Here is a 25,704-nt window from a genome sequence, read left to right as displayed (position 1 = left end):
CATGGGGGCGCCCCGAGCCGTAAGCTGTGTCGACTGCGTTCGCAGCTTACTGAGCCTTTCGGAGACCCCGTGCCCAGCCCCTACCGCGCCCTGTTCGCAGCCCCCGGCTCCAAGGGTTTCTCCGCCGCGGGCTTCCTCGGCCGGATGCCGCTGTCGATGATGGGCATCGGCGTGGTCACGATGGTCTCCCAGCTCACCGGGCGGTACGGGCTGGCCGGTGGCCTGTCGGCGACCATCGCGCTGGCCGCCGCGGTGGCCGGACCGCAGGTCTCGCGCCTGGTGGACCAGTACGGGCAGCGGCGGGTGCTGCGCCCGGCCACACTGATCTCGCTCACGGCGGCGGCAGTCCTGCTGTTCGCCGCCCACTACGGGTGGCCGGACTGGGTGCTGTTCCTGGCCTGCGCCGGCATCGGCTGCGTGCCGAGCGTCGGCGCGATGATCCGGGCCCGCTGGGCGGCGCTGTACCGGGACACCCCGCAACTGCACACCGCGTACTCCTTCGAGTCCGTGGTGGACGAGGTGTGTTTCATCTTCGGGCCGATCATCTCCATCGGCCTGTCCACGGCCTGGTTCCCGGAGGCCGGCCCGCTGCTCGCCGCCTGCTTCCTGGCCGTCGGCGTGTTCTGGCTGACCGCGCAGCGCGCCACCGAACCCGAGCCGCACCCGCGCGAGCGGGAGGGCGGCGGCAGCGCGATGCGCGCGCCGGGGCTCCAGGTCCTGGTGGCCACCTTCGTCGCCACCGGCGCGATCTTCGGGGCGGTCGACGTGGTCACCGTGGCCTTCGCCGACGAGGAGGGGCACAAGGCCGCGGCGAGCGTCGTCCTAGCCGTGTACGCGGCGGGTTCCTGTGTGGCGGGCATGGTCTTCGGGCTGCTGCACTTCGCCGGGGCGCCGGAACGTCGATGGCTGCTGGGCGTATGTGCCATGGCCGTGAGTATGATCCCCCTCCTACTGGTCGGAAACTTGCCGTTTCTGACCGTGGCGCTGTTCGTTGCGGGTCTGTCCATCGCTCCCACGATGATCACGACGATGTCCCTCATCGAAAAGCACGTACCACGCGCGCAGCTCACCGAAGGAATGACCTGGGTGAGCACCGGGCTCGCGGTGGGAGTCGCACTCGGCTCCGCCGCGGCCGGCTGGGTGATCGACGCGGCCGGGGCGCGTGCCGGGTACGGGGTTCCGGCGGTGGCCGGGGCCGTCGCGGTCGCGGTGGGTTTCCTCGGGTTCCGCCGGCTCAAGCGACCGGCACCGGGTCGGGGAGGCTCCGTTGAGCAGCACAGCGAACGGAAAGAACGGCACGTGGCGTAACTGGGGCGGCAACGTCTCGGCACGTCCCGCGCGAGAGGTCACCCCTGCCTCCGTGGACGAGCTGGCCGCCGCCGTGCGGCGGGCCGCCGAGGACGGTCTGAAGGTGAAGGCCGTCGGCGCCGGGCACTCCTTCACGTCGATAGCCGCGACGGACGGCGTGTTGATCCGTCCTCAACTGTTGACCGGCATACGTAACATTGATCGCGAGAACATGACGGTCACGGTGGAGGCCGGCACCCCGCTCAAGAGGCTCAACGTGGCCCTCGCGCGTGAGGGCCTGTCGCTCACGAACATGGGCGACATCATGGAGCAGACGGTCTCCGGGGCCACCAGCACCGGCACCCACGGCACGGGCCGCGACTCGGGCTCGATCGCCGCTCAGATCAAGGGTCTGGAGCTGGTCACCGCCGACGGCTCGGTCCTGAGCTGTTCCGAGAAGGAGAACCCGGAGGTCTTCGCCGCCGCCCGCATCGGCCTCGGCGCCCTGGGCATCGTCACCGCGATCACGTTCGCCGTCGAGCCGGTCTTCCTGCTCACGGCCCGCGAGGAGCCGATGCCGTTCGACCGGGTCCTCGCGGACTTCGAGGAACTCTGGGCCGAGAACGAACACTTCGAGTTCTACTGGTTCCCGCACACCGGCAGCACCAACACCAAGCGCAACAACCGCAGCGCGGGCCCGGAGAAGCCGGTGCCGCAGCTCCAGAGCTGGTTCGAGGACGAGTTCCTCTCCAACGGCGTCTTCCAGGTGGCCAACTGGGTCGGCCGAGCGGTGCCCGCCACGATCCCCGCGATCGCCCAGATCTCCAGCAAGGCCCTGTCCGCGCGGACCTACACGGACATCCCTTACAAGGTCTTCACGTCTCCGCGCCGGGTGCGCTTCGTGGAGATGGAGTACGCCGTTCCGCGCGCGGCCGTCGTCGAGACGCTGCGCGAGCTGAAGACGATGGTCGACCGTTCCGGCCTCAGGGTCAGCTTCCCCGTGGAGGTGCGCACCGCCCCGGCCGACGACATCACGCTGTCCACCGCTTCCGGCCGGGACAGCGCGTACATCGCCGTCCATATGTTCCAGGGCACGCCCTACCAGCGGTACTTCACGGCCGCCGAGCGCATCTTCACCGCCCACGAAGGCCGTCCGCACTGGGGCAAGGTCCATACGCGGGACGCCGAGTACTTCTCCCGGGTGTATCCGCGCTTCGGCGAGTTCACGGCGCTGCGGGATCGTCTCGATCCTGATCGGCGGTTCCAGAACGACTACTTGCGGCGGGTTCTGGGGGCGTAGGCGAAGCACTGGGGGTGGTGCTCCCTGCCTCTTCGCTCCCGGGCTCGCTCGACTCACCGATGGTTCCGATTCTGGTGATTACGTGAAGTTCCCCACGTTCAAGATCGCGCATCGGGGGCAAGAGGCGACCAAGTCCCACCCCTCGCCAGAAGTTGGACGGCGCGCCAATCCACGCACGTGGCCCAAATGGAGTACTGTGGCGAGCCCTGGGTCCGGTCTCCCGTCAGGGTGTACAGGGCCTTAAGGACCGCCGGGAGGGGGCTAGTTGCACAGGGTGACAGAGTTCGTCACTTAGCGTTGCGAATAGGTAACCGTGCCATAACGGCGATCCAGGGCCAGCGCCCGACACGCCGGGCAACTCGGCAAGGTTGTGGCAGGCTGCACCCGGGCAGGCCACACTCGACTAGCGGAAGCAGCGACGCACGTGACGTCGGCAGGCACCACCCGGGAGGTCCCCATGCCCGAACTGCGTGTCGTGGCCGTCTCGAATGACGGCACACGGCTGGTGCTGAAGGCTGCCGACTCTACGGAGTACACGCTTCCGATCGACGAACGCCTGCGCGCCGCCGTGCGCGGCGACCGTCCCCGTCTCGGCCAGATCGAGATCGAGGTCGAGAGCCACCTCCGCCCCCGCGACATCCAGGCGCGTATACGTGCAGGCGCGACCGCGGAAGAGGTCGCGCAGATGGCCGGCATCCCCGTCGACCGGGTGCGCCGCTTCGAGGGTCCCGTGCTCGCCGAGCGTGCCTTCATGGCCGAGCGGGCCCGCAAGACCCCGGTCCGCCGCCCCGGCGAGAACTCCGGTCCGCCCCTGGGTGAGGCCGTACAGGAGCGGCTGCTGCTGCGCGGCGCCGACAAGGACACCGTCCAGTGGGACTCGTGGCGTCGCGACGACGGCACGTGGGAAGTCCTGCTGGTCTACTGCGTCGCGGGTGAGCCGCACTCGGCGAGCTGGACGTACGACCCGCCCCGGCGGCTCGTCCAGGCCGTCGACGACGAAGCGCGCTCCCTGATCGGCGAGTCCGACGACCTGGCAGCGCCCGAGCCCAGCTTCCCGTTCGTCCCCCGGATCGCCCGGCTGCCGCGCGACAGACCGCTGGACCGCCCCGAGCGCGAGCGGCCCAGCCTGCCCGCGCAGGCGTCCGAACCGGTCGAGGAGACCACGGGCGAGCGTGACTCGCTGACCAGCCTGCTGGAGGCGGTGCCGAGCTTCCGCGGCGACCTGGTGGTTCCGGAACTCCCCCCGGCGGAGCCCGAGGAGGAGCCCGTCGTCGCCGAGGTCGAGGAGGAGGAGCCCCCGGCCCCCGCGGCCTCGGCCGGTTCCGCCTACGCGGACGTCCTCATGCCGCGATCCGTGGGCAGCCACCGCGACCGGCTCGTCGGTGCCACCGACCGCCAGGCCGAGGCGGACGGCGTCCGCCCGGGCCGCAGAGCGGCCGTCCCGAGCTGGGACGAGATCGTGTTCGGGACGCGGCGCAAGAAGCAGGAGTAGCCGAGTCGGCTGACGAACGACGAGGGCCGCGCCGTCCGGGCACGGCCCTCGCTTCGCGTCAGGTCACTGCGGATCCGGACCCACGGCGACCGGCCGTCCCGGGTCCGAGGACCACTCCGACCACGACCCCACGTACAGCTCGGCCGCGATGCCCGCGGCCGCCAGCGCCAGGACCTCGTGGGCGGCGGAGACCCCCGACCCGCAGTACACGCCGACCCGCGACCCCTCGCTCACGCCAAGTCCCTCGAACCGCGCCCGCAGTTCCCCGGCGGGAAGGAAGCGCCCGTCGGCCCCCACGTTCTCCGAGGTGGGCGCCGACACCGCGCCCGGGATGTGCCCGGCCACCGGGTCGATCGGCTCCACCTCGCCCCGGTACCGCTCCCCCGCCCGCGCGTCCAGCAGCACCCCGGACCGGGCCAGCGCTGCGGCGGCATCCGCGTCGAGCAGCCCCGTCGCCCGCGGCTCGGGCACGAAGTCGCCCTCCGCCGGAGCCGGCACCGACTTCTCCAACGCCCCCTCCCAGGACGTCAACCCGCCGTCGAGGACCCGCACGTCAGGGTGACCCGTCCAGCGCAGCAGCCACCACGCCCGGGCCGCCGCCCACCCTTGGCCTCCGTCGTAGACGACCACCGGCGTCCCGGCCGACACGCCCGCCCGGCGCATCGCGGCACCGAACTGCGCGAGGTCGGGCAGCGGATGCCTGCCCGCCTTGCCCGGCGCGGAGGCCAACTCCCGGTCCAGGTCGACGTAGACGGCCCCGGGAAGGTGCCCTGCCTCGTAGGCGGCCCGGCCGTCGAACGGCGGCTCGCCGGCCGCCTTGGCCGCGGTGAGCTGCCAGCGGACGTCGAGCAGGACCGGCGGGTGGGCGCCCGTGAGGTCCTTCGCCAGGTCGGATGCGGAGATGATGGCGTTCATGGTCCCCATCCTCGCGCACGGGGGTGGCCGAGCCGTCCGTGTCCGGCTACTCTGCTCGGCCGGAGCGGAGCGATCACGCGGCGTACGGGAACAAGCACATGCTGTACAGCTGAACGACACCTGCCGATAAGCGCGCCGCGAGGGACAGGGGCCCGCACATCGGGCATTCTCCCGGACAAGGGACGCCCTACAGGGCCGCCCCGCCAGGCTGCGGAGAGCACGGCCACCGCGAGGCCGAGAAGAGAGTGACGATGACCGACGCACGGGGGTCCACCGGCCCGAACGGCGACACACCCGCTCGGCACGCGCCCGGCGCACCCTGCTGGGTGAGCCTGATGGTGCACGGCCTGGACGCGACCGAGGAGTTCTACGGAGCGCTGTTCGGCTGGGAGTTCCAGCCGGGCCCCCAGCAACTCGGCCCGTATGTGCGCGCGCTGCTCGACGGGCGCGAGGTGGCCGGCCTCGGCCGGCTGCCACCGGACCGCCATCTGCCCATCGCGTGGACGCCCTACTTCGCCTCGGAGAACGTGGATCTGACGGCCGAGACGGTACGCAGCCGCGGCGGCACGATCGGCGTGGGTCCGCTGGACGCCGCCGACGCCGGCCGCCTGGCGATCGGCTCCGACCCCGCGGGCGCGGTCTTCGGCATCTGGCAGGCCGCCGCGCACCTCGGCACCGCCGTCTCGGGCGTTCCCGGCACACCCGCCTGGAACGAACTGCTGACCTTCGAGTCGACGAGCGTCGCCAAGTTCTACCGGACGGTGTTCGGCTACGAGGAGGAGCCGGTGGTCTCCGCCGACTTCGACTACGTGACCCTGAACCTCGGCGGCGAACCCGTCGCCGGCATTCACGGCCTGGGGGCCGCCCTGCCCCGCGACCGGGGACCGCACTGGGTCACGTACTTCCAGGTCGCCGATGTCGACGACGCCGTGGACCATCTCGTCCACCTGGGCGGGCAGGTCCTCAAGCCGGTGCACGACACCGCCCACGGGCGGGTGGCGAGGGTCACGGATCCGGAAGGGGCGCGGTTCGCGCTGCTGCAACGGCCGAGCTGACGGCCACAGGGCCGGACGCAGGTCAGCCGGACGTCACCGGCAGCACGTCCGGGGACAGGGCCGCCGCGTGGGCGGTCGCCGCGGTCATCCGGCGGCGGTGGTGGCGGCGGCACAGGACCTCGTACCCGACCTCGTCGGCGGAGTGGGTGACGTCGCCGACGACGACTTGGGCGCCCTCGACGACCATCACCCCGCCTATCGTGCGGGCGTTGTGCGTGGCGCGGGCTCCGCACCAGCACAGGGCCTCGACCTGGAGCACCTCGACCCGGTCGGCCAGTTCCACCAGCCGCTGCGAGCCGGGGAACAGCTTGGAGCGGAAGTCCGTCGTGATGCCGAAGGCGTAGACGTCCAGGCTCAGGTCGTCGACCACGCGCGCGAGTTGGTCGATCTGCTCCGGGGCGAGGAACTGCGCCTCGTCGGCGATCACGTAGTCCGCGCGGCCGCCCTGCGAGAGGTGGTCGACGAGGTAGCCGTAGAGGTCCTGCCCGTCGCCGACCTCCACCGCGTCGGTGACCAGGCCGAGGCGCGAGGACAGCTTGCCCTCGCCGGCGCGGTCGTCGCGCGAGAAGATCATGCCCTGCAGACCGCGCGCCGACCGGTTGTGCTCGATCTGGAGAGCCAGCGTGGACTTCCCGCAGTCCATCGTTCCGCAGAAGAACACCAGCTCGGGCATGTGGAGTTGAGCACCTTTCGGCGTGAGAGGTCGGGGAGGTCGGCGTGGGACTGTGTCAGGAGCGTACTTCGAGCAGGGGGACGAGCTGCTCGGCGGGGGTCATCGAACCGTGGTTGCCGACCATCGCCGACTCCTTCGGCTCCCGCTCGGAGGCGATGAGCAGGACGTCGTCCTGCGCGGCCGCGACCACGTCACCGATCCTGCCGTACACCCGTTCGTCGATCTGCGGGCCGAACCAGCCCGCCGCGATGGCCTCGTCGCGTGAGGCCACCCAGAACTGCTCGCCGAGCACCTCGCGCCAGCAGGTCAGGACGTCGTTCGACGCACCGGGCACCGCGTAGACGTGGCGGGCGCGGCCCTCGCCGCCGAGCAGGGCGACGCCGGCGCTCAGCTCCCAGTCCTCGTCGAAGTCAATGCGGTGCTGCTCGTCGAAGGGCACGTCGATCATGCCGTGGTCGGCGGTGATGTAGAGCACGCTGCGCGGGGGCAGTTGCTCGGCCAGGCGCTGGACCAGGCGGTCGGCGTACATGAGCTGGCCGCGCCAGGCGTCGGAGTCGACTCCGAAGCGGTGGCCGGCGCCGTCGACCTCGGCGAAGTACGTGTACACCAGGGAGCGGTCGCCCGCGGCCAGTTGCTCTGCCGCCAGGTCCACGCGGTCCTCGCCTGACAGCCGTCCGAGGAATCTTCCGCCGCTGAGTGCGACCTTGGTCAGCGGGGTGTTCTCGAAGGTCGGGGACGACACCTGCGCGGCGTGCACCCCGGCCGCGTGCGCCAGCTGGAAGACCGTGGGGTACGGCTGCCAGGGGCGGGGCGGGGCCCACGGCTGCCAGCGCAGCTGGTTCATCAGCTCGCCGGTGTCCGGGTTGCGGACGGTGTAGCCGGGCAGGCCGTGCGCGCCGGGCGGCAGGCCGGTGCCGACGGAGGCGAGGGAGGTCGCCGTGGTCGCCGGGTATCCGGCGGTGAGAGGACGCCCGGTGCCGCCGCGGGAGGTGGCGAGCAGGGACGTCATGAAGGGGGCGTCCTCGGGGTGCGCCCTCAGCTGCTCCCAGCCGAGGCCGTCGATCAGGAACACGCAGTTCCGGTCGGCGGGGGTCAGCTCGGTGATGGTGGCGCTCATGTCCGGTACGCCCAGGCCGGCGGCCAGGGTGGGCAGGAGGTCGGCGAGCGATCCGCTGCCGTACTCGGGGACGGGCGCGGAGGCGAGGGAGAGCGGTTCGGGGTGGTGGCCCCAGGCCATCTCGGGCTGTGCCATCAGCGGGTCGTGTCCGCGGTCGCCTCGGAGAGGGCCTGCGCGAAGGCGAGCGCCTCGCGCACGGTCTCCGGTCCGTCCCCGGCCTCGCTGACGCGCAGGCTGAGGTCGTCCGCCGTCGAGTTGCCGGTGTAGCCGTGATCCGCCTCGCAGTTGGGGTCGCCGCAGGCGGCCGGCTCCAGGTCGATCCGGGAGACGGCGCCCCAGCCGATGGTGAGGACGACCTCGCGGGGCAGGGTGCCCGGCTTGTACGACTCGGGGTTGGCGACCACGCGGCTGACCACGATCGACGAGATGCGGCCGATCTTCACGGACTCCGTCGACGTCGTGGCGTACGGCGTCGGGGAGGTGCTGTCGGCGGCCTGTTCGTCGGTGTGGCTGACGATGAAGCGGTTGTCCGTGAGCACGAGCACCGTTACGTGCCGGCGCACCTCGTTCTGGTCGAACGTCGTCTCCTGGTGGACCAGGTACGACCGGATGGGCTCGCCGCCCACGGCGGCCTCCACCGCCTCGGCCACGAGGGCCGGGTAGTAGCCGCTGCGCTCGATCGCCGCCCGCAGCCCCTGGGTCGTCGTACTGGTCTTGGCCATGACGCCCATCCTACGGGGGACCACTGACTGCGAGGGACAGCTCGCCCCCTGTCAGTACGCGGGGAGGGTCCGCGGGCCGAGGTCGTCACGGGCGGGCGGGGGCGCGAGGCGGACGGAGGCACCCAGGACGCTCAGGCCGTGCGAGGCGACGACGACCGGCTCCAGGGTGACCGCGACGACCTCGGGGTGGTCGTCGACCAACCGGGACACCCGCAGCAGCAGCTCCTCCAGGGCGCGGGTGTCGGCCGGTGCGGAGCCGCGCCAGCCGAACAGCAGGGGGGCGGTGCGGATCGAACGCACCAGCGAGGTCGCCTCCCGGTCGGTGACCGGGATCAGCCGGTGCGCCGTGTCCCCGAGCAGCTGCGAGGCGGCCCCGGCGAGCCCGAAGGAGAGCACGGCCCCGGCCGCGGGGTCGATGACGGCGCGTACGACGACGTCCACGCCGCGCGGCGCCATCCGCTGCACCACCGGCCGCAGCTCCTCGGGTGCGCCGAACAGCTCGGTCAACTCGGCGTACGAACGGCGCAGTTGCTCCTCGTCCGCGAGGTCGAGGCGGACGCCGCCCAGGTCGGCGCGGTGCCTGAGGTGCGGGGCGGTGGCCTTGAGGGCCACGGGGTAACCGAGGGCGCGGGCGGCCTCCGCGGCGGCGGCGGGGGTCGGGGCGGGCAGGGCGCGGTGGACCTGGACGCCGTAGTGGCCGAGGAGGTCGCAGGTCTCGTCCGTGCCGAGCGTGAGTCCCTGCCCGCGCGCGAGGAGGCCGTCGATCAGCGCGGCGGCACCCTTCTCGTCGATGTCCTCGTACTCGGGCACCTTGCCGGGGTCGGCGGCGTCGCGCCGCCACTGCGCGTAGGCGACGGCCTGGCCGAGGGCGCGGACGGCGCGCTCGGCGGCGGGGTAGGCGGGGATGAGGTGGGCGCCTTCGGGGGCGTCGGTGGCGGGGAAGCGTTCTTCCACGGGTGCCGGACTGGGGGCGGTTTGAGATGGTTTGCCCGAGCCGACCTGTGGAGCGGTGCTCGCCGCGGCCGACAGGGCCTCCGCCAGGCCGCCGAGCTCCACGTGCACGACCAGGACCGGCTTGGCCGGGGCCGCGGCCGATGCCGAGCGCAGGGCCTCGGCGAGGGCCGCGTCGCCGACCGAGCCCTCCCCCACCGCCGGTATGGCGGTGACGACGACCGCGTCGCACCGGTCGTCGGCCAGGGCACGGGACAGGGCGGCGTGGAAGTCCGCCGCGGAGGCCGCGGTGGTCAGGTCCTGCGGGGGGTGCGGCCGCAGGCCCTCGGCGAAGCACGCGTCGTACGTGAGCAGGCCGAGCGACTCGGAATTGCCCAGGATCGCCACCCGGGGTCCGGCGGGCAGGGGCTGGCGGGCGAGCAGCAGGCCCGCGTCCACCAGCTCGGTGATGGTGTCGACGCGGATCACGCCGGCCTGCCGCAGCAGCGCCGAGACGGTCGCGTGCGGCAGCCGGGTCGCCCGTACGGCGTGCCCCTGGGGAGCGGCGCCGTGCCGCGCGCCCTGGACGACGACCAGGGGCTTGGCGGCGGCGGTCCGGCGGGCGAGGCGGGTGAACTTACGGGGGTTGCCGATGGACTCCAGGTACATGAGGACGACGTCGGTGTCGGGGTCCTCGTACCAGTACTGCAGGACATCGTTGCCGGAGACGTCGGCGCGGTTGCCGGAGGAGACGAAGGTGGAGACGCCGGTCACACCGGTGACGCCGCCGCCGCGCCGGTGCAGCCGGGACAGCAGGGCGATGCCGATGGCGCCGGACTGGGCGAACAGGCCGATCCGGCCCGGGCGCGGCACCTCGGGGGCGAGGGAGGCGTTGAGCCGTACCCGTGGGGAGGTGTTGATGATGCCGAAGGCGTTCGGGCCGATGATCCGCATGCCGTACGTGCGCGCCTGCCGCACGAGTGCGCGCTGGCGTTCGCGCCCCTCGGGGCCGCTCTCGGCGTACCCGGCGGAGACCACGACCAGCCCCTGCACGCCGTGTTCGCCGCACTCGGTGACGACGTCGGGCACGTGCTCGGCAGGCACGGCGACCACCGCGAGGTCGACGGGGCCGTCGATGTCCCGCACCGAGCGGTGGGCGGGCACCCCGTCGAGCTCCTTCTGCCCCTCCGGAAGGGCCCTGTTCACGGCGTACAGACGGCCGCTGTACCCGGCGTCCCGGATGTTGCCGAGAACGCTGCGGCCCACGCCGCCGGGTGTGCGGCCGGCGCCGATGACCGCGACCGAGCCGGGGGCGAGCAGCCGCTGCACGGAGCGCGCCTCGGCGCGGTGTTCGCGCGCGTACTGCACGGCGAGGGAGCGGTCGGTGGGTTCGAGGTCGAACTCCAGACGGACGACGCCGTCCTCGAAGCTGCGCTTCTGGGTGTAGCCGGCGTCCGTGAACACCTTGATCATCTTGTTGTTGGCGGGCAGCACCTCGGCGGCGAAGCGGCGGATGCCGCGCTCGCGGGCGACGGCCCCGATGTGTTCGAGCAGGGCGGAGGCGACCCCGCGGCCCTGGTGGGCGTCCTGCACGAGGAAGGCGACCTCGGCCTCGTCGGCGGGTGCGGACGCGGGCGTTCCGTCCTCGCCGATCCGGTCGTAGCGTACGGTGGCGATGAACTCGCCGCCGACTGTGGCCGCGAGTCCCACCCGGTCCACAAAGTCGTGGTGCGTGAAGCGGTGGACGTCCTTGGCGGACAGGCGAGGGTACGGCGCGAAGAAGCGGTAGTACTTCGACTCGTCGGAGACCTGCTCATAGAAGCTGACCAGGCGATCGGCGTCATCAACGGTGATGGGCCGGATGCGCGCGGTACCCCCGTCGCGCAGCACCACGTCGGCTTCCCAGTGGGCGGGATACTCGTGCCGGTCCGGCGAGGTCTGCATGGGCCCCAGAGTACGGCTAGCGTCCGACAGCGGGCGCGAGGCAGTCTGTGGAGGGCGTCAGTCGGGTCGAGGCCGCGATCCGACGGCACCCCTGGAGTGGAACGCGAGGACCGCTCCTGGTGGGCTTCACGATATGGGAAACTGGTCTAGACAACCCTGAACACCGAAGGGCAGCAACACATGGCTGAGCGCCGCGTCAACGTCGGCTGGGCCGAGGGTCTCCACGCCCGCCCCGCCTCCATCTTCGTCCGAGCCGCCACGGCCGCAGGCGTCCCGGTGACGATCGCCAAGGCTGACGGCACCCCCGTCAACGCGGCCTCCATGCTGGCCGTCCTGGGCCTCGGCGCCCAGGGTGGCGAGGAGATCGTCCTCGCCTCCGACGCCGAGGGCGCGGACGCCGCCCTGGACCGGCTGGCGAAGCTGGTCTCCGAGGGTCTCGAGGAACTGCCCGAGACCGTCTGATTTACCCGTGCGCCCGATACGGCGCACACCGAAGGGCTCGTCCGAATTCACCGGGCGAGCCCTTCGTCATTCCCGGCCGAGACCGGGCTGGAAATCGAGAATTCACAGTTTCCGGGCAAGGGAAAACAAGCCCCCGTGAATAGCTGCTCTTTGTATACGGCGGCCGTGTTAATGCCGCAGGCTCGCCGTGTTTACGGGATGTTGCGAGTTCCTCACACGGTCGGCCCGCTCCCCCGCGGAGCCGAACCGCAGGCGGTGCGCGCCCATCGCGCGCTCGGCGTGCCGCGCCGTGACCGCCCGCGCGCGCTCAGCGTCCCCGCGCGCCACCGCGTCCACGATCGCGCCGTGCTCCGTCCAGGACTCCACCGGGCTGACCGGCGCCTCCACGGCGTACATCCAGGCGATCTTGTGGCGGAGCTGGGTGAGCATCGACGTCAGCGCGGGGCTGCCGGAGGCCTGGGCGAGCGTCTCGTGGAACCAGCCGCCCAGGGAGCGCAGGTCCTCGCTGTTGCCCCGGCGGGCCCGCTCCTGGCCCAGCCGGACCAGGCCGCGCAGAACCTTCAGATGCGCCTCGGTGCGGCGCTGGGCGGCACGGGCCGCACCGAGCGGCTCCAGCAGCATGCGCATCTCCAGCAGGTCACCGGCCTCCTGCTCGGTGGGTTCGGCCACGCACGCGCCCGCGTGCCGGCGGGTCACCACGAAACCCTCTGCCTCCAAGGTGCGCAGCGCCTCCCGGACGGGCACCCGCGAGACGCCGTAGCGGCGCGCGAGGAGTTCCTCGGTGAGCCGGCTGCCGCGTGCGTGGACACCCGCGACGATGTCGTCCCGGATGGCCGTGCACACCGAGTGCGCGGGAATACGCATGACCGACCTCCGCTTAATCCCCGTGAAACGCCGACGAGCGGCGCGCGTTCCGTGACTCTATTGCAATGAGCCGGAATTTCCGACGGCAGCCGGGAATCCATGGATTTTTTTTGGACAGCGGGCGGCCACAAACGCCGAAAGCCCCGGCTCGGGGAGCCGGGGCTTCTGGAACAGCGGAGAGGTTCCGGTCAGAGGTTGACGCCGTGCGAGCGGAGGTAGGCGACCGGGTCGATGTCCGAGCCGTACTCGGGGCTCGTACGGGCCTCGAAGTGCAGGTGCGGACCGGTGACGTTGCCGGTCGCGCCGGACAGGCCGATCTGCTGGCCGGGGGTGACCTGCTGGCCCACCGAGACGCCGACGGAGGACAGGTGGCCGTACTGGGTGTACGTCCCGTCGTTCATCTTGATCACGATCTGGTTGCCGTAGGAGCCACCCCAGCCGGCCTCGACGACGGTGCCCGCGCCGACCGCGTGGACGGAGGTGCCGCTGGCGGCGTGGAAGTCGACACCGGTGTGGCTGCCGGAGGACCACAGGCCGCTGCTGGCCTTGTAGCTGGTGGAGACGTACGAGCCGGAGATCGGGGGCACGAAGGTGTTGAGGCGCTTGCGCTCGGCCTCGCGGGCGGCGCGCTCCTTGGCCTCGCGGGCCTTCTCGGCCGCCTCCTTGGCCTTCTCGGCCACCTCGGCGGCGCGCTTGCGGGCGGCCTCCTCGGCCTTCTGCTTGGCGGCGGCCTCGTCGGCGGCCTGCTGCTGCGCGACGGCCTGGGCGTCGATCTGCTGGGCCACGGTGTCGCCCATGGTGACGACGGGAGTGAGGCCCGTCTGCTCGGCGCTGGGCTCGGCGGCGAAGGCAGCGGGGGCCGCCACGGTGCCGATCACGCCGGTGGTGGCGAGGGCCGCGACGCCGGCCGCGCGGGCGGTGCCGCGCTGGATCCTGCTGGGACGACGGTGCTTCCCGGTGGCGCGAGTGAACGCCATGTGGTGGCTGGTCCTTTCCTTCCTTCTCGCCTACCGGGTTAGCTGACGGGTTCGGAGCAGGAAGGTCTCCTACGGACTCCCTCGCGGCTCGCGCGGGCGTCCGATTCACCCCAGGGACTGCGGTGGGTCCCCGGCTCCCCTGGCTCGCGCCGTACGGGGACTCGGCGATGACTGTCCGGTGCCGCGGGTGCGGCGCACTGCCTGACGAACAGCCCGGATGACGCTAAGCGGCGCCACTTTCAATTCCCAAACGAATCCCGGCTTTTGTAGCGCATCCCACAGGGCAGACAGGCAACCTCCGTATCAATTCGGGCATAAAGGGGCCCTGGTGCCTCGGAAGACAACCAGGGCCCCTACGCGCGCGTGCCGCTACTCGGCGGCGACGACGGTGACTTCGCCGATGCCGAGGGCCTCGACAGGTGCCTTGATCTGCGCCGCGTCACCGACGAGGACGGTCACCAGCCGGTCCACCGGGAAGGCGCTCACGGCCGCCGCGGTGGCCTCCACGGTGCCGGTCGCGGCGAGCTGCCGGTACAGGGTGGCCTGGTAGTCGTCGGGCAGATGCTGCTCGACCTGGTCGGCCAGCGTGCTCGCGACGGCCGCCGCCGTCTCGTACTTCAGCGGCGCCACACCGACCAGGTTCTGCACGGCGACGTCCCGCTCGGCATCGGTCAGCCCCTCGGCGGCGAGGGTGCGCAGCACCGTCCAGAGATCCTCCAGGGCGGGGCCGGTGTTGGGCGTGTCCACGGAACCGCTGATGGCGAGCATCGCGGCACCCGTGCCGTCCGGGGCGGACCTGAGGACCTGGCCGAACGCCCGTACGCCGTAGGTGTAGCCCTTCTCCTCGCGCAGCACGCGGTCCAGGCGGGAGGTGAGGGTGCCGCCGAGGCAGTACGTGCCGAGCACCTGCGCGGGCCACACACGGTCGTGCCGGTCCGGGCCGATCCGGCCGATCAGCAGCTGCGTCTGGACGGCGCCCGGACGGTCCACGATGACGACCCGGCCGGTGTCGTCGGCGGTCACCGGCGGCACCGGACGTGGCTCGGCCGAGGAGCCCGTCCAGGCGCCCAGCGTGTCCCCGAGCAGGGCGTCGAGGTCGATGCCGGTGAGGTCGCCGACGACCACGGCGGTGGCCGTGGCGGGGCGGACGTGCTTCTCGTAGAAGGCGCGCACGGCCGCGGAGTCGATCGCGGCGACGGTCTCCTCGGTGCCCTGCCGCGGCCGCGACATGCGCGAGTCCGCCGGGAACAGCTCCTTGGAGAGCTCCTTGGCGCCACGGCGGGAGGGGTTGGCCAACTCGTGCGGGATCTCGTCGAGGCGGTTGTTGACCAGCCGCTCGACCTCGCTGTCGGCGAACGCGGGCGCCCTGAGGGCGTCGGCGATCAGGCCCAGCCCCTTGGCGAGCCGGGAGGCCGGCACCTCCAGGCTGAGCCGGACGCCGGGGTGGTCGGCATGCGCGTCGAGGGTGGCACCGGCGCGCTCCAGCTCGGCGGCGAAATCCTCGGCGGAGTGCTTGTCGGTGCCCTCGGAGAAGGCCCGGGCCATGATCGTGGCCACACCGTCGAGGCCGGCCGGCTCCGCCTCCAGGGGGGCGTCCAGCAGCACCTCCACGGCGACGACCTGCTGGCCGGGCCGGTGGCAGCGCAGCACCGTCAGGCCGTTGTCGAGCGTGCCGCGCTCGGGGGCCGGGAAGGCCCACGGCTTGGCCTCGCCCGCGTCGGGGCGGGGGTGGAAGTCCATCGTGGCGAGCTCGGTCACTTGGCCGCCTCCTCGTTCTCGTCGGTGGCCGCGGCTGCGGTGTCCTCGGGGGCGTCCTCGTCGGCGAGGGGCTCGTAGACGAGCACCGCGCGGTTGTCGGGCCGCAGGCGGGCCTTGGCGACCTCCTGGACCTCCTCCGCCGTGATCTCCAGCACACGCTGGACGGCGGTCAGGGCGAGCTGCGGGTCGCCGAACAGCACGGCGTACCGGCACAGTTCATCGGCGCGGCCCGCGACCGTGCCGAGCCGGTCCAGCCACTCGCGCTCCAACTGGGCCTGGGCGCGCTCCATCTCCTCGGCCGTGGGGCCCTCCTCGGCGAACCGGGCGAGCTCCTCGTCGATGGCGGTCTCGATGACCGGAACCTCCACGTCACCGGAGGTCTTCACGTCCAGCCACCCCAGGGAGGGCGCCCCGGCCAGCCGCAGCAGGCCGAATCCGGCCGCCACGGCCGTACGGTCGCGCCGCACGAGCCGGTTGTAGAGGCGGGAGGACTCTCCGCCGCCGAGGACGGTGAGGGCCAGGTCGGCCGCGTCGCACGCGCGCGTGCCGTCGTGCGGCAGCCGGTAGGCGGCCATCAGGGCACGCGCCGGGACCTCCTCCTCGACGACCTCGCGCAGCTGCTCGCCGATGGTCTCCGGCAGCGAGCCGTCGCGCGGGGCGGGCTTGCCGTCGTGACCGGGGATGGAGCCGAAGTACTTCTCGACCCAGGCGAGGGTCTGCTCCGGGTCGATGTCGCCGACCACGGAGAGCACGGCGTTGTTCGGCGCGTAGTAGGTGCGGAAGAACGCGCGAGCGTCCTCCAGGGTCGCCGCGTCCAGGTCGGCCATCGAGCCGATCGGGGTGTGGTGGTAGGGGTGGCCCTCCGGGTAGGCGAGGGCGGTCAGCTTCTCGAAGGCGGTGCCGTAGGGGACGTTGTCGTAGCGCTGGCGGCGCTCGTTCTTGACGACGTCCCGCTGGTTCTCCATCGACTCGTCGTCGAGCGCGGCCAGCAGCGAGCCCATGCGGTCGGCCTCCAGCCAGAGGGCGAGCTCCAGCTGGTGGGCGGGCATGGTCTCGAAATAGTTGGTCCGCTCGAAGCTGGTCGTGCCGTTCAGCGAGCCGCCCGCGCCCTGGACGAGCTCGAAGTGGCCGTTGCCCTTGACCTGCGCGGAACCCTGGAACATCAGGTGCTCGAAAAGGTGAGCCAGGCCGGTACGCCCCTTGACTTCGTGGCGTGAGCCGACGTCGTACCAGAGGCACACCGCCGCGACCGGGGTCAGGTGGTCCTCGGAGAGCACCACGCGCAGGCCGTTGGCCAGGCGGTGCTCGGTCGCTGTCAGGCCCCCGGAGCCTGCCTGGGCTGTGGCCGTGTGACCCATGGGCATGTACGTCCCTTCGATCGCTGAGCGGTTGTTCAGACCGCGGATTCCTGCCGGTCCTGCCACTGTATGCAAGCGTGCGAAGCCCTGGTGAAGTTCCCGGCGGCGACCTGGTCCCGACAGCGCGAGAGCCGCCCAGGACCGGGTGCTGGTCCCGGTTGTCAGTGCGGAGGTCCACAATGGTCGGCGTCAGATCCGGATCGCAGCAGCAAGGAGCCGGCAGCGATGGCCCGCCGCAGCACGAAAACCCCGCCGCCCGACGACTCGTACGAGGAGCGGATCCTCGACATCGACGTCGTCGACGAGATGCAGGGCTCCTTCCTCGAGTACGCGTACTCGGTCATCTACTCGCGCGCCCTGCCGGACGCACGCGACGGCCTCAAGCCGGTGCACCGACGCATCGTCTACCAGATGAGCGAGATGGGCCTGCGCCCCGAGCGCGGGTACGTCAAGTGCGCCCGAGTCGTCGGCGAGGTGATGGGCAAGCTGCACCCGCACGGCGACGCGTCGATCTACGACGCCCTCGTGCGCATGGCCCAGCCCTTCTCGATGCGGGTCCCCCTCGTCGACGGCCACGGCAACTTCGGCTCGCTGGGCAACGACGACCCGCCGGCCGCCATGCGGTACACCGAGTGCCGGATGGCCGAGGCGACGAGCCTCATGACCGAGTCGATCGACGAGGACACCGTCGACTTCAACCCCAACTACGACGGCCAGGAGCGGGAACCGGTGGCCCTGCCCGCCGCCTTCCCGAACCTCCTGGTCAACGGCGCCTCGGGCATCGCAGTCGGTATGGCCACGAACATGGCGCCGCACAACCTGCGCGAGGTCATCGCCGCCGCCCGCCACCTGATCAGGTACCCGAACGCGGATCTCGACGCCCTGATGAAGCACGTCCCGGGCCCCGACCTGCCCACGGGCGGCCGCATCGTCGGCCTGTCCGGCATCCGTGACGCCTACGAGTCCGGCCGCGGCACGTTCAAGATCCGGGCGACGGTGTCGGTGGAGCCCGTGACGGCCCGCCGCAAGGGCCTCGTCGTCACGGAGCTGCCCTTCACGGTCGGCCCCGAGAAGGTCATCGCCAAGATCAAGGATCTGGTCGGTTCGAAGAAGCTCCAGGGCATCGCCGACGTCAAGGACCTCACCGACCGCGAGCACGGCCTGCGCCTGGTCATCGAGATCAAGAACGGCTTCGTGCCGGAGGCCGTCCTGGAGCAGCTGTACAAGCTGACGCCGATGGAGGAGTCCTTCGGCATCAACAACGTGGCCCTGGTCGACGGCCAGCCGCTCACGCTGGGCCTGAAGGAGCTCCTGGAGGTCTACCTCGACCACCGCTTCACCGTCGTACGGCGGCGCTCGGAGTTCCGCCGCAGCAAGAAGCGTGACCGGCTGCACCTGGTCGAGGGTCTGCTGACGGCCCTGCTGGACATCGACGAGGTCATCCGCCTGATCCGCTCCAGCGAGAACTCCGCGCAGGCCAAGCAGCGCCTGATGGAGCAGTTCTCGCTGAGCGAGATCCAGACGCAGTACATCCTGGACACACCGCTGCGCCGTCTGACCAAGTACGACCGCATCGAGCTGGAGTCGGAGAAGGACCGGCTCAACGCGGAGATCGAGGAGCTGACCCGGATCCTCGACTCGGACACGGAACTGCGCAAGCTGGTCTCCAACGAACTGGCCACGGTCGCCAAGAAGTTCGGCACCGACCGGCGTACGGTCCTGCTGGAGTCGGGCGGCGCCCCGGTCGCGGCCGTGCCGCTGCAGGTGGCCGACGACCCGTGCCGGGTGCTGCTGTCCTCGACGGGTCTGCTGGCCCGTACGGCGAACGGCGAGCCGTTCGCGGAGGACGCCGGCGCCAAGCGCGTGAAGCACGACGTGATCGTCTCGGCGGTGCCCGCCACCGCCCGCGGCGAGGTGGGCGCGGTCACCTCGGCGGGCAGGCTGCTGCGGCTGAACGTGGTCGACCTGCCCCAGCTCCCGGAGTCGCTGTCGGCGCCGAACCTCGCGGGCGGCGCCCCGCTGGCGGAGTTCGTCACCCTGGAGGACGACGAGACGGTGGTCTGTCTGACCACGCTCGACGAGTCGTCGCCGGGCCTGGCGATCGGCACGGCACAGGGCGTCGTCAAGCGCGTGGTGCCGGACTATCCGGCCAACAAGGAAGAGCTCGAGGTGATCACCCTCAAGGAGGGTGACCGGATCGCCGGCGCGGTCGAGCTGCGCACCGGCGACGAGGATCTGGTCTTCGTCACCGACGACGCGCAGCTGCTGCGCTTCCAGGCGTCCCAGGTCCGCCCGCAGGGCCGCCCCGCCGGCGGTGTGGCCGGCATCAAGCTCGCCGAGGGAGCGAAGGTCATCTCGTTCACGGCGGTGGACCCGGCCGTGGACGCCGTCGTCTTCACCGTCGCGGGCTCGCGGGGCACGCTGGACGACTCCGTCCAGACGACGGCCAAGCTGACCCCGTTCGACCAGTACCCGCGCAAGGGCCGCGCGACCGGCGGCGTCCGGTGCCAGCGGTTCCTGAAGGGCGAGGACTGCCTGTCCCTGGCCTGGGCGGGCCCCGTCCCCGCCCTCGCGGCGCAGAAGAACGGCACCCCGGCCGACCTCCCGGACATCGACCCGCGCCGTGACGGCTCGGGTGTGTCCCTGGCGAAGACGGTGGCGGTGGTGGCCGGGCCGGTCTAGGCCGGGTCCGCGGCATCCTCCTCGGGACCGCGTACGTACCGCAGGACGCCCCACATGCCGTGCTCGTCGGCGTGTGGGGCCTCGCTCCTGCACGCCTCCAGCTCCTTGCCGAGAGCGGCGGCGTCGATCCCCGAGCCGATGAGGACCAGCTGGGTGAGGCGCTCACCACCGGCCGGCCAGGGCTCCGGGTAGAAGCGCAGGAACCGCCCGACGGCATGGACGGCGTAACGGTTGCGGACGTCGTACGGCCCGAAGTCGACGTAGCCCTTGATCCGGTACAGCCCCTCGGGCCTGCTGTCGAGGAAGGTCATCAGCCGGCGCGGGTCGAGGGGTTCCAGGGAGACGAACGACAGGCTGTCGTACGCGGCGTGCAGGTGGCCGGCGTGGTCGTCCACGCCGTGCCGGTGCGGGCCGGCGTGGGGGGCGTTCTGGTGGGGATCGTCTCCATGAAGGTCGTCTTCGCCCAGGTCGCCTTCGCGCAGGTCGTCTTCGTGGAGGTCGTCGAAGGACAGCTGGCCGATGCGTTCCTCGCTCGGCCGGCAGTCGAAGAGGAACTCGGGGTCGATCCGGCCGTAGGAGGCCGGGACGACGGCGGCGCCGTCGACGAGGGACCGGACCAGCCCGAGGACCCGCTCGCCGTCCGCAGCCCGGTCGAGCTTGTTGACCACGACGAGGTCGGCCAGCGCGAGATGCCGGTCGATCTCGGGGTGCCTGGCCCGGGTGTCGTCGAACTCCGCGGCGTCGACGACCTCGACGAGCCCGCCGTACACGACCCCCGGATGCTCGCTGGCCAGCAGCATCCGCACGAGTTCCTGCGGCTCGGCGAGACCGCTGGCCTCGATGACGATGACGTCGATGCCGAGGGAGGGCTCCGCGAGCCGCTCCAGATACTGGTCCAGTTCGCTCGCGTCGACGGCGCAGCACAGACAGCCGTTGCCGAGGGAGACCGTCGAGTCGCCCAGTGCTCCCGCCACGGCCATCGCGTCGATCTCGATCGCCCCGAAGTCGTTGACGATGGCGCCGATACGGCTGCCACCGCTGCGGTGCAGGAGGTGATTGAGCAGGGTGGTCTTCCCCGAGCCGAGGAATCCGGCGAGGACGACGACCGGGATCTGCTGCGGTTTCGGACTCGGCTGGCTCACCGTGCGACCTCTCTCGCGCCGACGCGTGCACCGGCTCGCGTTCCCGGCACACATGGGAAATGGGGATGCCGCCCCAGGATACGAGCCGTGAGATCCACGCCGAAGTGAACGATTGTTAGCAGCACTCGCGGGGCAGACGTTGGGCATGGCGCCGGTTTGTGCGACCCTCGCTTCCCTCCGTGCGCCTCCTCTCCGCCTCCCCGCCGATCAGAGCCGCTCGGCACTCTGGGAGACGGCAAGCGCCGCCCACCGCTCGCCGGTCCCCTCCAGTCGACCCGCACCCCGACGACCGGCGGACGGCCGCCTGAACCGGGGGTTGACATGACCACACAGAAATTTGGGTTTCGAGGACTGAGGGCCACCGCCTCGGCAGGGATGGGCCTGGCGGCGGGTGCCGCCGTCGCCCTGGCCCTGCAGTGGCCCGCGTTCCACGCGTTGCGCGCCCGGATCGAGCACTTGGAGGAGGCCGCGCAGTCGCAGCGCCGAACCAACTTCGCGCACCAGCAGCGCCTGCACTGGGAGTTGCTGAGCAAGGCGATGGACGATCCGGAACTGGCCGAGGTGCTCGACGCCTACGACGGAACCGTCTCCCCGAGGAAGCAGCGCCAGTTCCTCTTCGCCAACGCCCTCTACACCAACGCCCTGTGCTACTACCGCATGGGCAACGTGACCAGAGAGGAGTTCTTCGGCTTCGCCCGGAGCATGTTGCAGAACCCCCTCTTCCGGGAGTACTGGTACGCCACCCGCCCGCACCGGGCGACCCTCGTCGACGCCTCCGACGAGGCCGGGCTGGGCCGCATGGTCGACGATCTGCTCGTGCAGCTGGAGGAGGCGGACATCGACGAGTGGTGGGTGGTCGGGGATCCGCCGGGCGAGTAGTTCCACGCCCCGGCCGTAAGCACCGCACCTCGCGGATCACTCTCCGGAACGGATCACACGGCTGGGCGGTAACGAACCCATAAACCGGCGCGTTTCCCCAGGTGCCAACAAGGTTGACTACTGCGCATCCCGCGAACCGGGTCGACCACCGCCGAACCGCCGCTCCACGCCGCCCGGTTGTCGAGGCCGCGGCCCCACAGGGCCGCATCGCACCGCAGGCGCAGTGCGCACCACGCCTCGAGATCAAAAGGAACGCAAGAACAGTGAGCCACATCATCCGTCGGATTGGCACCCCTCCCAGCGCCCGGGGCAGCACGACTGGTGCCAATTGCCCCGATATCTTCGAGCTGTCCGACGGCAGGTTCGCTGTGATCGGCACGGACCTCACCGAAGAACTGGACGGGAAGCTTCCCGCCGACGCTTCCAGGGCGGACTACGAGCGCATCGTCGTGGTCTCCCGCAGAACTCTCATCGACGCCAAGGTCGACATTCCCGACGTCTGATCCCGTCGGTCACTCATCGGCCGGACACCAGGGGCCCGGCACCTTCCGGTGCCGGGCCCCTTCAGCCCCCGTGGCGCCTTGGCTCAGGCGGGCACAGGCGCCGGCGCCTCCGGCCCCACATACCGCGCCACCGGCCTGATGATCTTCGTGTCCTCCGCCTGCTCCAGGATGTTGGCACTCCAGCCCACCGCCCGCGCGGCGGCGAAGGTCGGGGTGAACATCTCGCGGGGCAGGCCGCAGAGTTCCATGACCACGCCCGCGTAGTACTCGACGTTGGTGTGGAGTTCCCGGCCGGGCTTCAGCTCGGCCAGGATCGCCTCGATGTGACGCTCCACCTCGACGGCGAACTCCACCCGCGACCCGCCGAACCCCTGGGCGACCTCGCGCAGCATCCGGGACCGAGGGTCCTCCGTGCGGTAGATCGCGTGCCCGAACCCCATGATGCGCTCACCGGCGAGCACCCGCTGACGCACCCAGGAGTCGATACGGTCCGGGGTGCCGATCGCGTCCAGGGTGTCCAGTGCACGGCTGGGCGCACCGCCGTGCAACGGGCCCGACAGCGCCGCCACCGCCCCGGCGAGGCACGCCGCCACGTCCGCGCCCGTGGACGCGATGACCCGGGCCGTGAAGGTTGACGCATTGAACCCGTGATCAATGGTTGAGATCAGGTATTGCTCGATCGCCCGCGCGTGGGGCTCTGTGGGCACCGAACCGGTCAACATGTACAGGTAGTTCGCCGCATAGGACAGGTCCTCGCGCGGCTCCACCGGTTCGAGCCCCTCGCCCAGGCGGTGCAGAGCGGTGAGCAGCGTGGGTACGGCCGCGGCCGCCTCGATCGTGTCCTGTCGGCGGCGGTCGGCGTCGATGTCGTACACGGGGCGGAACCCCTTCGCCGCCCCGAGCAGCGAGAGGGCCGTACGCATCCCGGCGAGCGGACCGGAGCGCCCACCGGCGGCCGCGATGGCCGGCAACGCCGCTCGCACCTCGTCCGGCAGGCGCCGCAGCGCGGCGGTCTCGGCCGCGAAGGCCGCGCCCCGAGAGGCGTCCGGCAGTTCGCCGTGCACGAGGAGGTGCCAGACGTCCTCGAAGCCCCGGGTCCGTGCGAGGTCGACGGCCGAGTACTGCCGGTAGTGGTAGAAGCCCTCCAGACCGCGGACGTCACCGACCTGGGTGTCGGTGACGACGACACCGGCGAGCCCCCGGGGCGCTTCGACAAGAGTGGCTGCTGACCTGTTGACCGACATGACTTCCTCCCTGGGATTGATTTGACTGTCCATGATTGACTCAAGGCGTGTCAATATTGATTGAATCAATACATCAGTCAATGGTCAGCTGGACGGATACGGTGACCCCCATGCGCGATCAAGAACCCGCCCCCCTGGACGCGGAACGGCGGCTGAGCACCAAGGAGGCCGCCGAGCTGCTCGGCGTGAAGCCGGAGACCGTGTACGCGTACGTGAGCCGCGGCCAGCTCAGCAGCCGACGGGTGAGCGGTGGCCGCGGCAGCACCTTCGACGCCCGTGAGGTCGAGGCCCTCGCCCGGCGCAACAGGAGGGAGAGCACGGGCGGCTCCGGCTCCGGCGGCGAGCTGTCCGTCCGCACCCGCATCACGCTCATCGAGAGCGACCGCTACTTCTTCCGCGGTGTCGACGCGGTCGACCTGGCCGCACGGCACACCTACGAGGAGGTCGCCGAGTGGCTGTGGACGGGCCGGATGCTCCCGGGCATCATGTTCACCGCGCCCGCCGCCTCCGTCGCGGTCGCCCGCCGTGCCGTCGACGCACTGCCCGAGCATGCCGCCCCCACCGATCTGTTGCGGGTGGCGACGATCGCCGCAGCGACCGCCGACCCCCTGCGGTTCGACCTGTCCGAGGAGGCCGTGCTCGGCACCGCGCGCACCCTCATCCCCACGCTCGTCGCCGCGCTGCCCCCGGCGGGGCACCACCGCCGTGACGAGGGCCCCATGGCCCACCGCCTGTGGACCCGGCTGTCGGTGCGCAAGGACCCCGACGAGGCGTCCCTGCGCGCCCTGGACGCCGCCCTCGCCCTCCTCGTCGACCACGACCTGGCCGCCTCCACCCTCGCGGTGCGCGTCGCCGCGTCCGCCCGTGCCCACCCATACGCGGCGGTCTCCGCCGGGCTGGGCGTGATCGAGGGCCCGCTGCACGGCGCGGCCAGCGGGCACGCCCACCGGCTGCTGCAGGACGTGCTCGACCAGGGCGACGCGGGACCGGTGATCGCGGACGAACTGCGCGCAGGCCGCCGTGTCCCGGGCCTCGGACACCGGCTCTACCCCGGCGAGGACCCACGCGCGCGTGCCCTGTTCGCCCTCCTGGAGCAGATCCCGCGCGCGGAGCCCGCTCTCCTCGCGGCCCGCGACATCGTCGAGACCACCGCCCGTCACGCCCCCCTGCACGCCAACGTGGACCTGGCGCTCGCGGTGCTCACCGCGTCCTGCGGCATGGCCCCCACCGCGGGCGAGACGATCTTCGCCGTGGCCCGGACGGCGGGCTGGATCGCCCACGCACTGGAGGAGTACGGCGAACGCCCGCTGCGGATGCGTCCGAGCGGTCTCTACGCAGGTCCGAAGCCTCCGCAGCCGCTGCCGGAGTAGAGCGGGGCGGGGCCGAAAGTCGCCGCGGCCGAAGTCAGGTTAGGCTCACCTCTGTGAGTACGTGCTCAAGCGTCTCCCGGGACTTCGACGAGCCCGTTTCGGGAACCGCGGCCACAGCGAGGACCTGGCTGTTGCTGGAACAGCCCGGTCCGTGGGGTGCCAAGGCGCTCACTTCGAGCCACCTGGACCCCGTCCTGGGGCGTGCCCTGGAGGCGGCCTCGAAGGACACGGGTGTACGGATCGCGCTCATCCGCCGCCCCGGGCGCCACGCGGACCGCCGCATGCCCGCCACGCGCCGGGTGTACGCCGCGCACGTCGTCCCGGGAAACGTGTGGCTGCACAGCGCCTCCACCTCGGACCCCGGGCAGTTGCTCGGTCTCGACTTCGCCTCGCTCGGCCGGGGCGACCACCACATGTTCGACGCGCTGCTCGGCGGCCGGCCCCATGACGGTGACCCGCTCGCCCTCGTCTGCACCAACGGCAAGCGCGACCGCTGCTGCGCCCTCCTGGGCCGGCCTCTCGCGGCCGAGCTGGCGACGTCCGGGTTCGAGGGCGTGTGGGAGGTCACCCATCTGGGTGGTCACCGCTTCTCCCCCACGGTGCTCGTGCTGCCGTACGGATACGCGTACGGCAGGGCCGAGGCTCATTCCCTCAAGGAGGTCCTGCACGGCGCCCGGGAGGGGCGGATCGTCGTGGAGGGGTGCCGGGGCAGCTCGGCCTGGGAACGGCCCGGTCAGGCTGCCGAGCTCGCCGTGCGCACCAGGACGGGCGAAGACGCCGCCCAGGCGCTGAGCGTCGTCCGGACGGCCGGAGCGGCCCCGCGATGGGAGGTGACCGTCGCCCACACCGACGGGCGCCGCTGGCAGGTCGACGTGGCCCAGGGCGCGGCCCTGCCGCCCCGCCCGGAGAGCTGCGGGGCGTCTGTCCTCGGTTCCCCCGCGCGGATGGACGTGGTGGCGGTGCGCGAGGTGAGGATGGCGACGGCTCTGGCCGGCTGACAGGCTCGCCTCCGAGCTGCGCCGGACCCGTC

At 71.7% G+C, this 25,704-nt stretch carries 21 protein-coding genes and 1 riboswitch; of the genes, 10 read left to right on the top strand and 11 right to left on the bottom strand.

Annotation, left to right across the window (positions count from 1 at the left end; genetic code table 11):
- Window positions 1-69: 69 nt before the first annotated feature.
- The 3 genes from AB0G20_RS22650 (at window position 70) to sepH (ending at window position 4,079) form a co-directional block, all read left to right on the top strand.
- Window positions 70-1,308: an MFS transporter gene (locus tag AB0G20_RS22650; protein ID WP_361305258.1), complete on the top strand. Its 1,239-nt coding sequence runs from the start codon at window positions 70-72 to the stop codon at window positions 1,306-1,308.
- Complete coding sequence (locus tag AB0G20_RS22645) at window positions 1,268-2,587, top strand: D-arabinono-1,4-lactone oxidase (protein WP_361305256.1); 1,320 nt, start codon at window positions 1,268-1,270, stop codon at window positions 2,585-2,587. Before AB0G20_RS22650 ends, AB0G20_RS22645 begins: the two co-directional genes overlap by 41 nt.
- A gap of 457 nt (window positions 2,588-3,044) precedes the next feature.
- Window positions 3,045-4,079: a septation protein SepH gene (gene sepH / locus AB0G20_RS22640; RefSeq protein ID WP_361305254.1), complete on the top strand. Its 1,035-nt coding sequence runs from the start codon at window positions 3,045-3,047 to the stop codon at window positions 4,077-4,079.
- A 63-nt stretch (window positions 4,080-4,142) separates the two neighbouring features.
- Here sepH and AB0G20_RS22635 read toward each other — a convergent pair whose 3' ends face one another.
- Window positions 4,143-4,994 (bottom strand): sulfurtransferase, encoded by an 852-nt coding sequence (locus AB0G20_RS22635; protein ID WP_361305252.1) that lies wholly within the window; start codon window positions 4,992-4,994, stop codon window positions 4,143-4,145.
- A 251-nt stretch (window positions 4,995-5,245) separates the two neighbouring features.
- Here AB0G20_RS22635 and AB0G20_RS22630 point away from each other — a divergent pair, with 251 nt between their 5' ends.
- On the top strand, window positions 5,246-6,049 hold the full coding sequence (locus AB0G20_RS22630; protein ID WP_361305250.1) for a VOC family protein: 804 nt from the start codon (window positions 5,246-5,248) through the stop codon (window positions 6,047-6,049).
- A 22-nt stretch (window positions 6,050-6,071) separates the two neighbouring features.
- Here AB0G20_RS22630 and AB0G20_RS22625 read toward each other — a convergent pair whose 3' ends face one another.
- The 4 genes from AB0G20_RS22625 to AB0G20_RS22610 are packed head-to-tail and all read right to left on the bottom strand — an operon-like array spanning window position 6,072 to window position 11,435.
- The gene (locus tag AB0G20_RS22625; protein ID WP_361305248.1) at window positions 6,072-6,722 is read right to left on the bottom strand and encodes a thymidine kinase; all 651 of its coding nucleotides are present in this window, start codon (window positions 6,720-6,722) and stop codon (window positions 6,072-6,074) included.
- Between the two features lie 55 nt (window positions 6,723-6,777).
- Window positions 6,778-7,974, bottom strand: a complete 1,197-nt coding sequence (locus tag AB0G20_RS22620) for an alkaline phosphatase family protein (protein ID WP_361305246.1) — start codon at window positions 7,972-7,974, stop codon at window positions 6,778-6,780.
- Window positions 7,974-8,561: a DUF5998 family protein gene (locus AB0G20_RS22615; RefSeq protein WP_283972847.1), complete on the bottom strand. Its 588-nt coding sequence runs from the start codon at window positions 8,559-8,561 to the stop codon at window positions 7,974-7,976. The genes AB0G20_RS22620 and AB0G20_RS22615 overlap by 1 nt, the downstream gene beginning before the upstream one ends.
- Window positions 8,562-8,612: 51 nt before the next feature.
- Window positions 8,613-11,435, bottom strand: coding sequence for a GNAT family N-acetyltransferase (locus AB0G20_RS22610; protein WP_361305243.1), 2,823 nt, complete (start codon window positions 11,433-11,435; stop codon window positions 8,613-8,615).
- 180 nt (window positions 11,436-11,615) lie between these two features.
- Between AB0G20_RS22610 and AB0G20_RS22605 the strand changes: the two genes are divergently transcribed.
- A complete protein-coding gene (locus AB0G20_RS22605) occupies window positions 11,616-11,897 on the top strand; it encodes an HPr family phosphocarrier protein (RefSeq protein ID WP_114255742.1) in 282 nt (93 codons plus the stop codon).
- Window positions 11,898-12,065: 168 nt separating this feature from the next.
- Here AB0G20_RS22605 and AB0G20_RS22600 read toward each other — a convergent pair whose 3' ends face one another.
- The 4 genes from AB0G20_RS22600 to AB0G20_RS22585 all read right to left on the bottom strand — a co-directional run bounded on the left by AB0G20_RS22600 (window position 12,066) and on the right by AB0G20_RS22585 (window position 16,854).
- A complete protein-coding gene (locus tag AB0G20_RS22600) occupies window positions 12,066-12,761 on the bottom strand; it encodes a GntR family transcriptional regulator (RefSeq protein ID WP_361305241.1) in 696 nt (231 codons plus the stop codon).
- 188 nt (window positions 12,762-12,949) lie between these two features.
- Window positions 12,950-13,738 (bottom strand): M23 family metallopeptidase, encoded by a 789-nt coding sequence (locus tag AB0G20_RS22595; protein ID WP_361305239.1) that lies wholly within the window; start codon window positions 13,736-13,738, stop codon window positions 12,950-12,952.
- A gap of 13 nt (window positions 13,739-13,751) precedes the next feature.
- Window positions 13,752-13,915, bottom strand: a riboswitch (cyclic di-AMP (ydaO/yuaA leader).
- Between the two features lie 192 nt (window positions 13,916-14,107).
- Complete coding sequence (locus AB0G20_RS22590; protein WP_361305237.1) at window positions 14,108-15,496, bottom strand: pitrilysin family protein; 1,389 nt, start codon at window positions 15,494-15,496, stop codon at window positions 14,108-14,110.
- On the bottom strand, window positions 15,493-16,854 hold the full coding sequence (locus tag AB0G20_RS22585; RefSeq protein ID WP_361305834.1) for a pitrilysin family protein: 1,362 nt from the start codon (window positions 16,852-16,854) through the stop codon (window positions 15,493-15,495). The genes AB0G20_RS22590 and AB0G20_RS22585 overlap by 4 nt, the downstream gene beginning before the upstream one ends.
- 225 nt (window positions 16,855-17,079) lie before the next feature.
- Here AB0G20_RS22585 and AB0G20_RS22580 point away from each other — a divergent pair, with 225 nt between their 5' ends.
- Window positions 17,080-19,536, top strand: a complete 2,457-nt coding sequence (locus AB0G20_RS22580; protein ID WP_361305235.1) for a DNA topoisomerase IV subunit A — start codon at window positions 17,080-17,082, stop codon at window positions 19,534-19,536.
- Here the strand turns inward: AB0G20_RS22580 and AB0G20_RS22575 are convergent.
- The gene (locus tag AB0G20_RS22575; RefSeq protein WP_361305233.1) at window positions 19,533-20,678 is read right to left on the bottom strand and encodes a GTP-binding protein; all 1,146 of its coding nucleotides are present in this window, start codon (window positions 20,676-20,678) and stop codon (window positions 19,533-19,535) included. The two genes, AB0G20_RS22580 and AB0G20_RS22575, sit on opposite strands and share 4 nt — an antisense overlap.
- A gap of 321 nt (window positions 20,679-20,999) precedes the next feature.
- On the opposite strand from AB0G20_RS22575, the gene AB0G20_RS22570 reads away from it, so the two are divergent.
- Window positions 21,000-21,557 (top strand): DUF6082 family protein, encoded by a 558-nt coding sequence (locus tag AB0G20_RS22570; RefSeq protein ID WP_361305231.1) that lies wholly within the window; start codon window positions 21,000-21,002, stop codon window positions 21,555-21,557.
- Between the two features lie 263 nt (window positions 21,558-21,820).
- The gene (locus AB0G20_RS22565) at window positions 21,821-22,060 is read left to right on the top strand and encodes a hypothetical protein (RefSeq protein ID WP_361305229.1); all 240 of its coding nucleotides are present in this window, start codon (window positions 21,821-21,823) and stop codon (window positions 22,058-22,060) included.
- Between the two features lie 83 nt (window positions 22,061-22,143).
- Here the strand turns inward: AB0G20_RS22565 and AB0G20_RS22560 are convergent, their stop codons facing one another.
- Entirely contained in the window at window positions 22,144-23,304 is a 1,161-nt protein-coding gene (locus AB0G20_RS22560; RefSeq protein ID WP_361305227.1) for a citrate synthase, read from the bottom strand.
- Between the two features lie 110 nt (window positions 23,305-23,414).
- Between AB0G20_RS22560 and AB0G20_RS22555 the strand changes: the two genes are divergently transcribed.
- Together AB0G20_RS22555 and AB0G20_RS22550 are read left to right on the top strand one after the other, a co-directional pair.
- A complete protein-coding gene (locus tag AB0G20_RS22555; RefSeq protein ID WP_361305225.1) occupies window positions 23,415-24,674 on the top strand; it encodes a citrate synthase in 1,260 nt (419 codons plus the stop codon).
- Window positions 24,675-24,727: 53 nt separating this feature from the next.
- A complete protein-coding gene (locus tag AB0G20_RS22550; protein ID WP_361305223.1) occupies window positions 24,728-25,672 on the top strand; it encodes a sucrase ferredoxin in 945 nt (314 codons plus the stop codon).
- Window positions 25,673-25,704: the final 32 nt, after the last annotated feature.

The sequence above is a fragment of the Streptomyces sp. NPDC024017 genome (genome assembly GCF_040638895.1).
Lineage (GTDB): Bacteria > Actinomycetota > Actinomycetes > Streptomycetales > Streptomycetaceae > Streptomyces.
The sequence above is the reverse complement of the archived record's forward strand: the minus strand, read 5'-3'. Positions and strand labels throughout refer to the sequence as shown.

Excerpts from the sequence above, each read along its gene's own strand:
- AB0G20_RS22605 (WP_114255742.1), top strand. The coding sequence starts at position 11,616 with ATGGCTGAGCGCCGCGTCAACGTCGGCTGGGCCGAGGGTCTCCACGCC.
- AB0G20_RS22610 (WP_361305243.1), bottom strand. The coding sequence starts at position 11,435 with ATGCAGACCTCGCCGGACCGGCACGAGTATCCCGCCCACTGGGAAGCC.
- AB0G20_RS22555 (WP_361305225.1), top strand. The coding sequence starts at position 23,415 with ATGCGCGATCAAGAACCCGCCCCCCTGGACGCGGAACGGCGGCTGAGC.
- AB0G20_RS22585 (WP_361305834.1), bottom strand. The coding sequence starts at position 16,854 with ATGGGTCACACGGCCACAGCCCAGGCAGGCTCCGGGGGCCTGACAGCG.
- AB0G20_RS22615 (WP_283972847.1), bottom strand. The coding sequence starts at position 8,561 with ATGGCCAAGACCAGTACGACGACCCAGGGGCTGCGGGCGGCGATCGAG.
- AB0G20_RS22595 (WP_361305239.1), bottom strand. The coding sequence starts at position 13,738 with ATGGCGTTCACTCGCGCCACCGGGAAGCACCGTCGTCCCAGCAGGATC.
- sepH (WP_361305254.1), top strand. The coding sequence starts at position 3,045 with ATGCCCGAACTGCGTGTCGTGGCCGTCTCGAATGACGGCACACGGCTG.
- AB0G20_RS22570 (WP_361305231.1), top strand. The coding sequence starts at position 21,000 with ATGACCACACAGAAATTTGGGTTTCGAGGACTGAGGGCCACCGCCTCG.
- AB0G20_RS22625 (WP_361305248.1), bottom strand. The coding sequence starts at position 6,722 with ATGCCCGAGCTGGTGTTCTTCTGCGGAACGATGGACTGCGGGAAGTCC.
- AB0G20_RS22620 (WP_361305246.1), bottom strand. The coding sequence starts at position 7,974 with ATGGCACAGCCCGAGATGGCCTGGGGCCACCACCCCGAACCGCTCTCC.
- AB0G20_RS22635 (WP_361305252.1), bottom strand. The coding sequence starts at position 4,994 with ATGAACGCCATCATCTCCGCATCCGACCTGGCGAAGGACCTCACGGGC.
- AB0G20_RS22560 (WP_361305227.1), bottom strand. The coding sequence starts at position 23,304 with ATGTCGGTCAACAGGTCAGCAGCCACTCTTGTCGAAGCGCCCCGGGGG.
- AB0G20_RS22580 (WP_361305235.1), top strand. The coding sequence starts at position 17,080 with ATGGCCCGCCGCAGCACGAAAACCCCGCCGCCCGACGACTCGTACGAG.
- AB0G20_RS22630 (WP_361305250.1), top strand. The coding sequence starts at position 5,246 with ATGACCGACGCACGGGGGTCCACCGGCCCGAACGGCGACACACCCGCT.
- AB0G20_RS22600 (WP_361305241.1), bottom strand. The coding sequence starts at position 12,761 with ATGCGTATTCCCGCGCACTCGGTGTGCACGGCCATCCGGGACGACATC.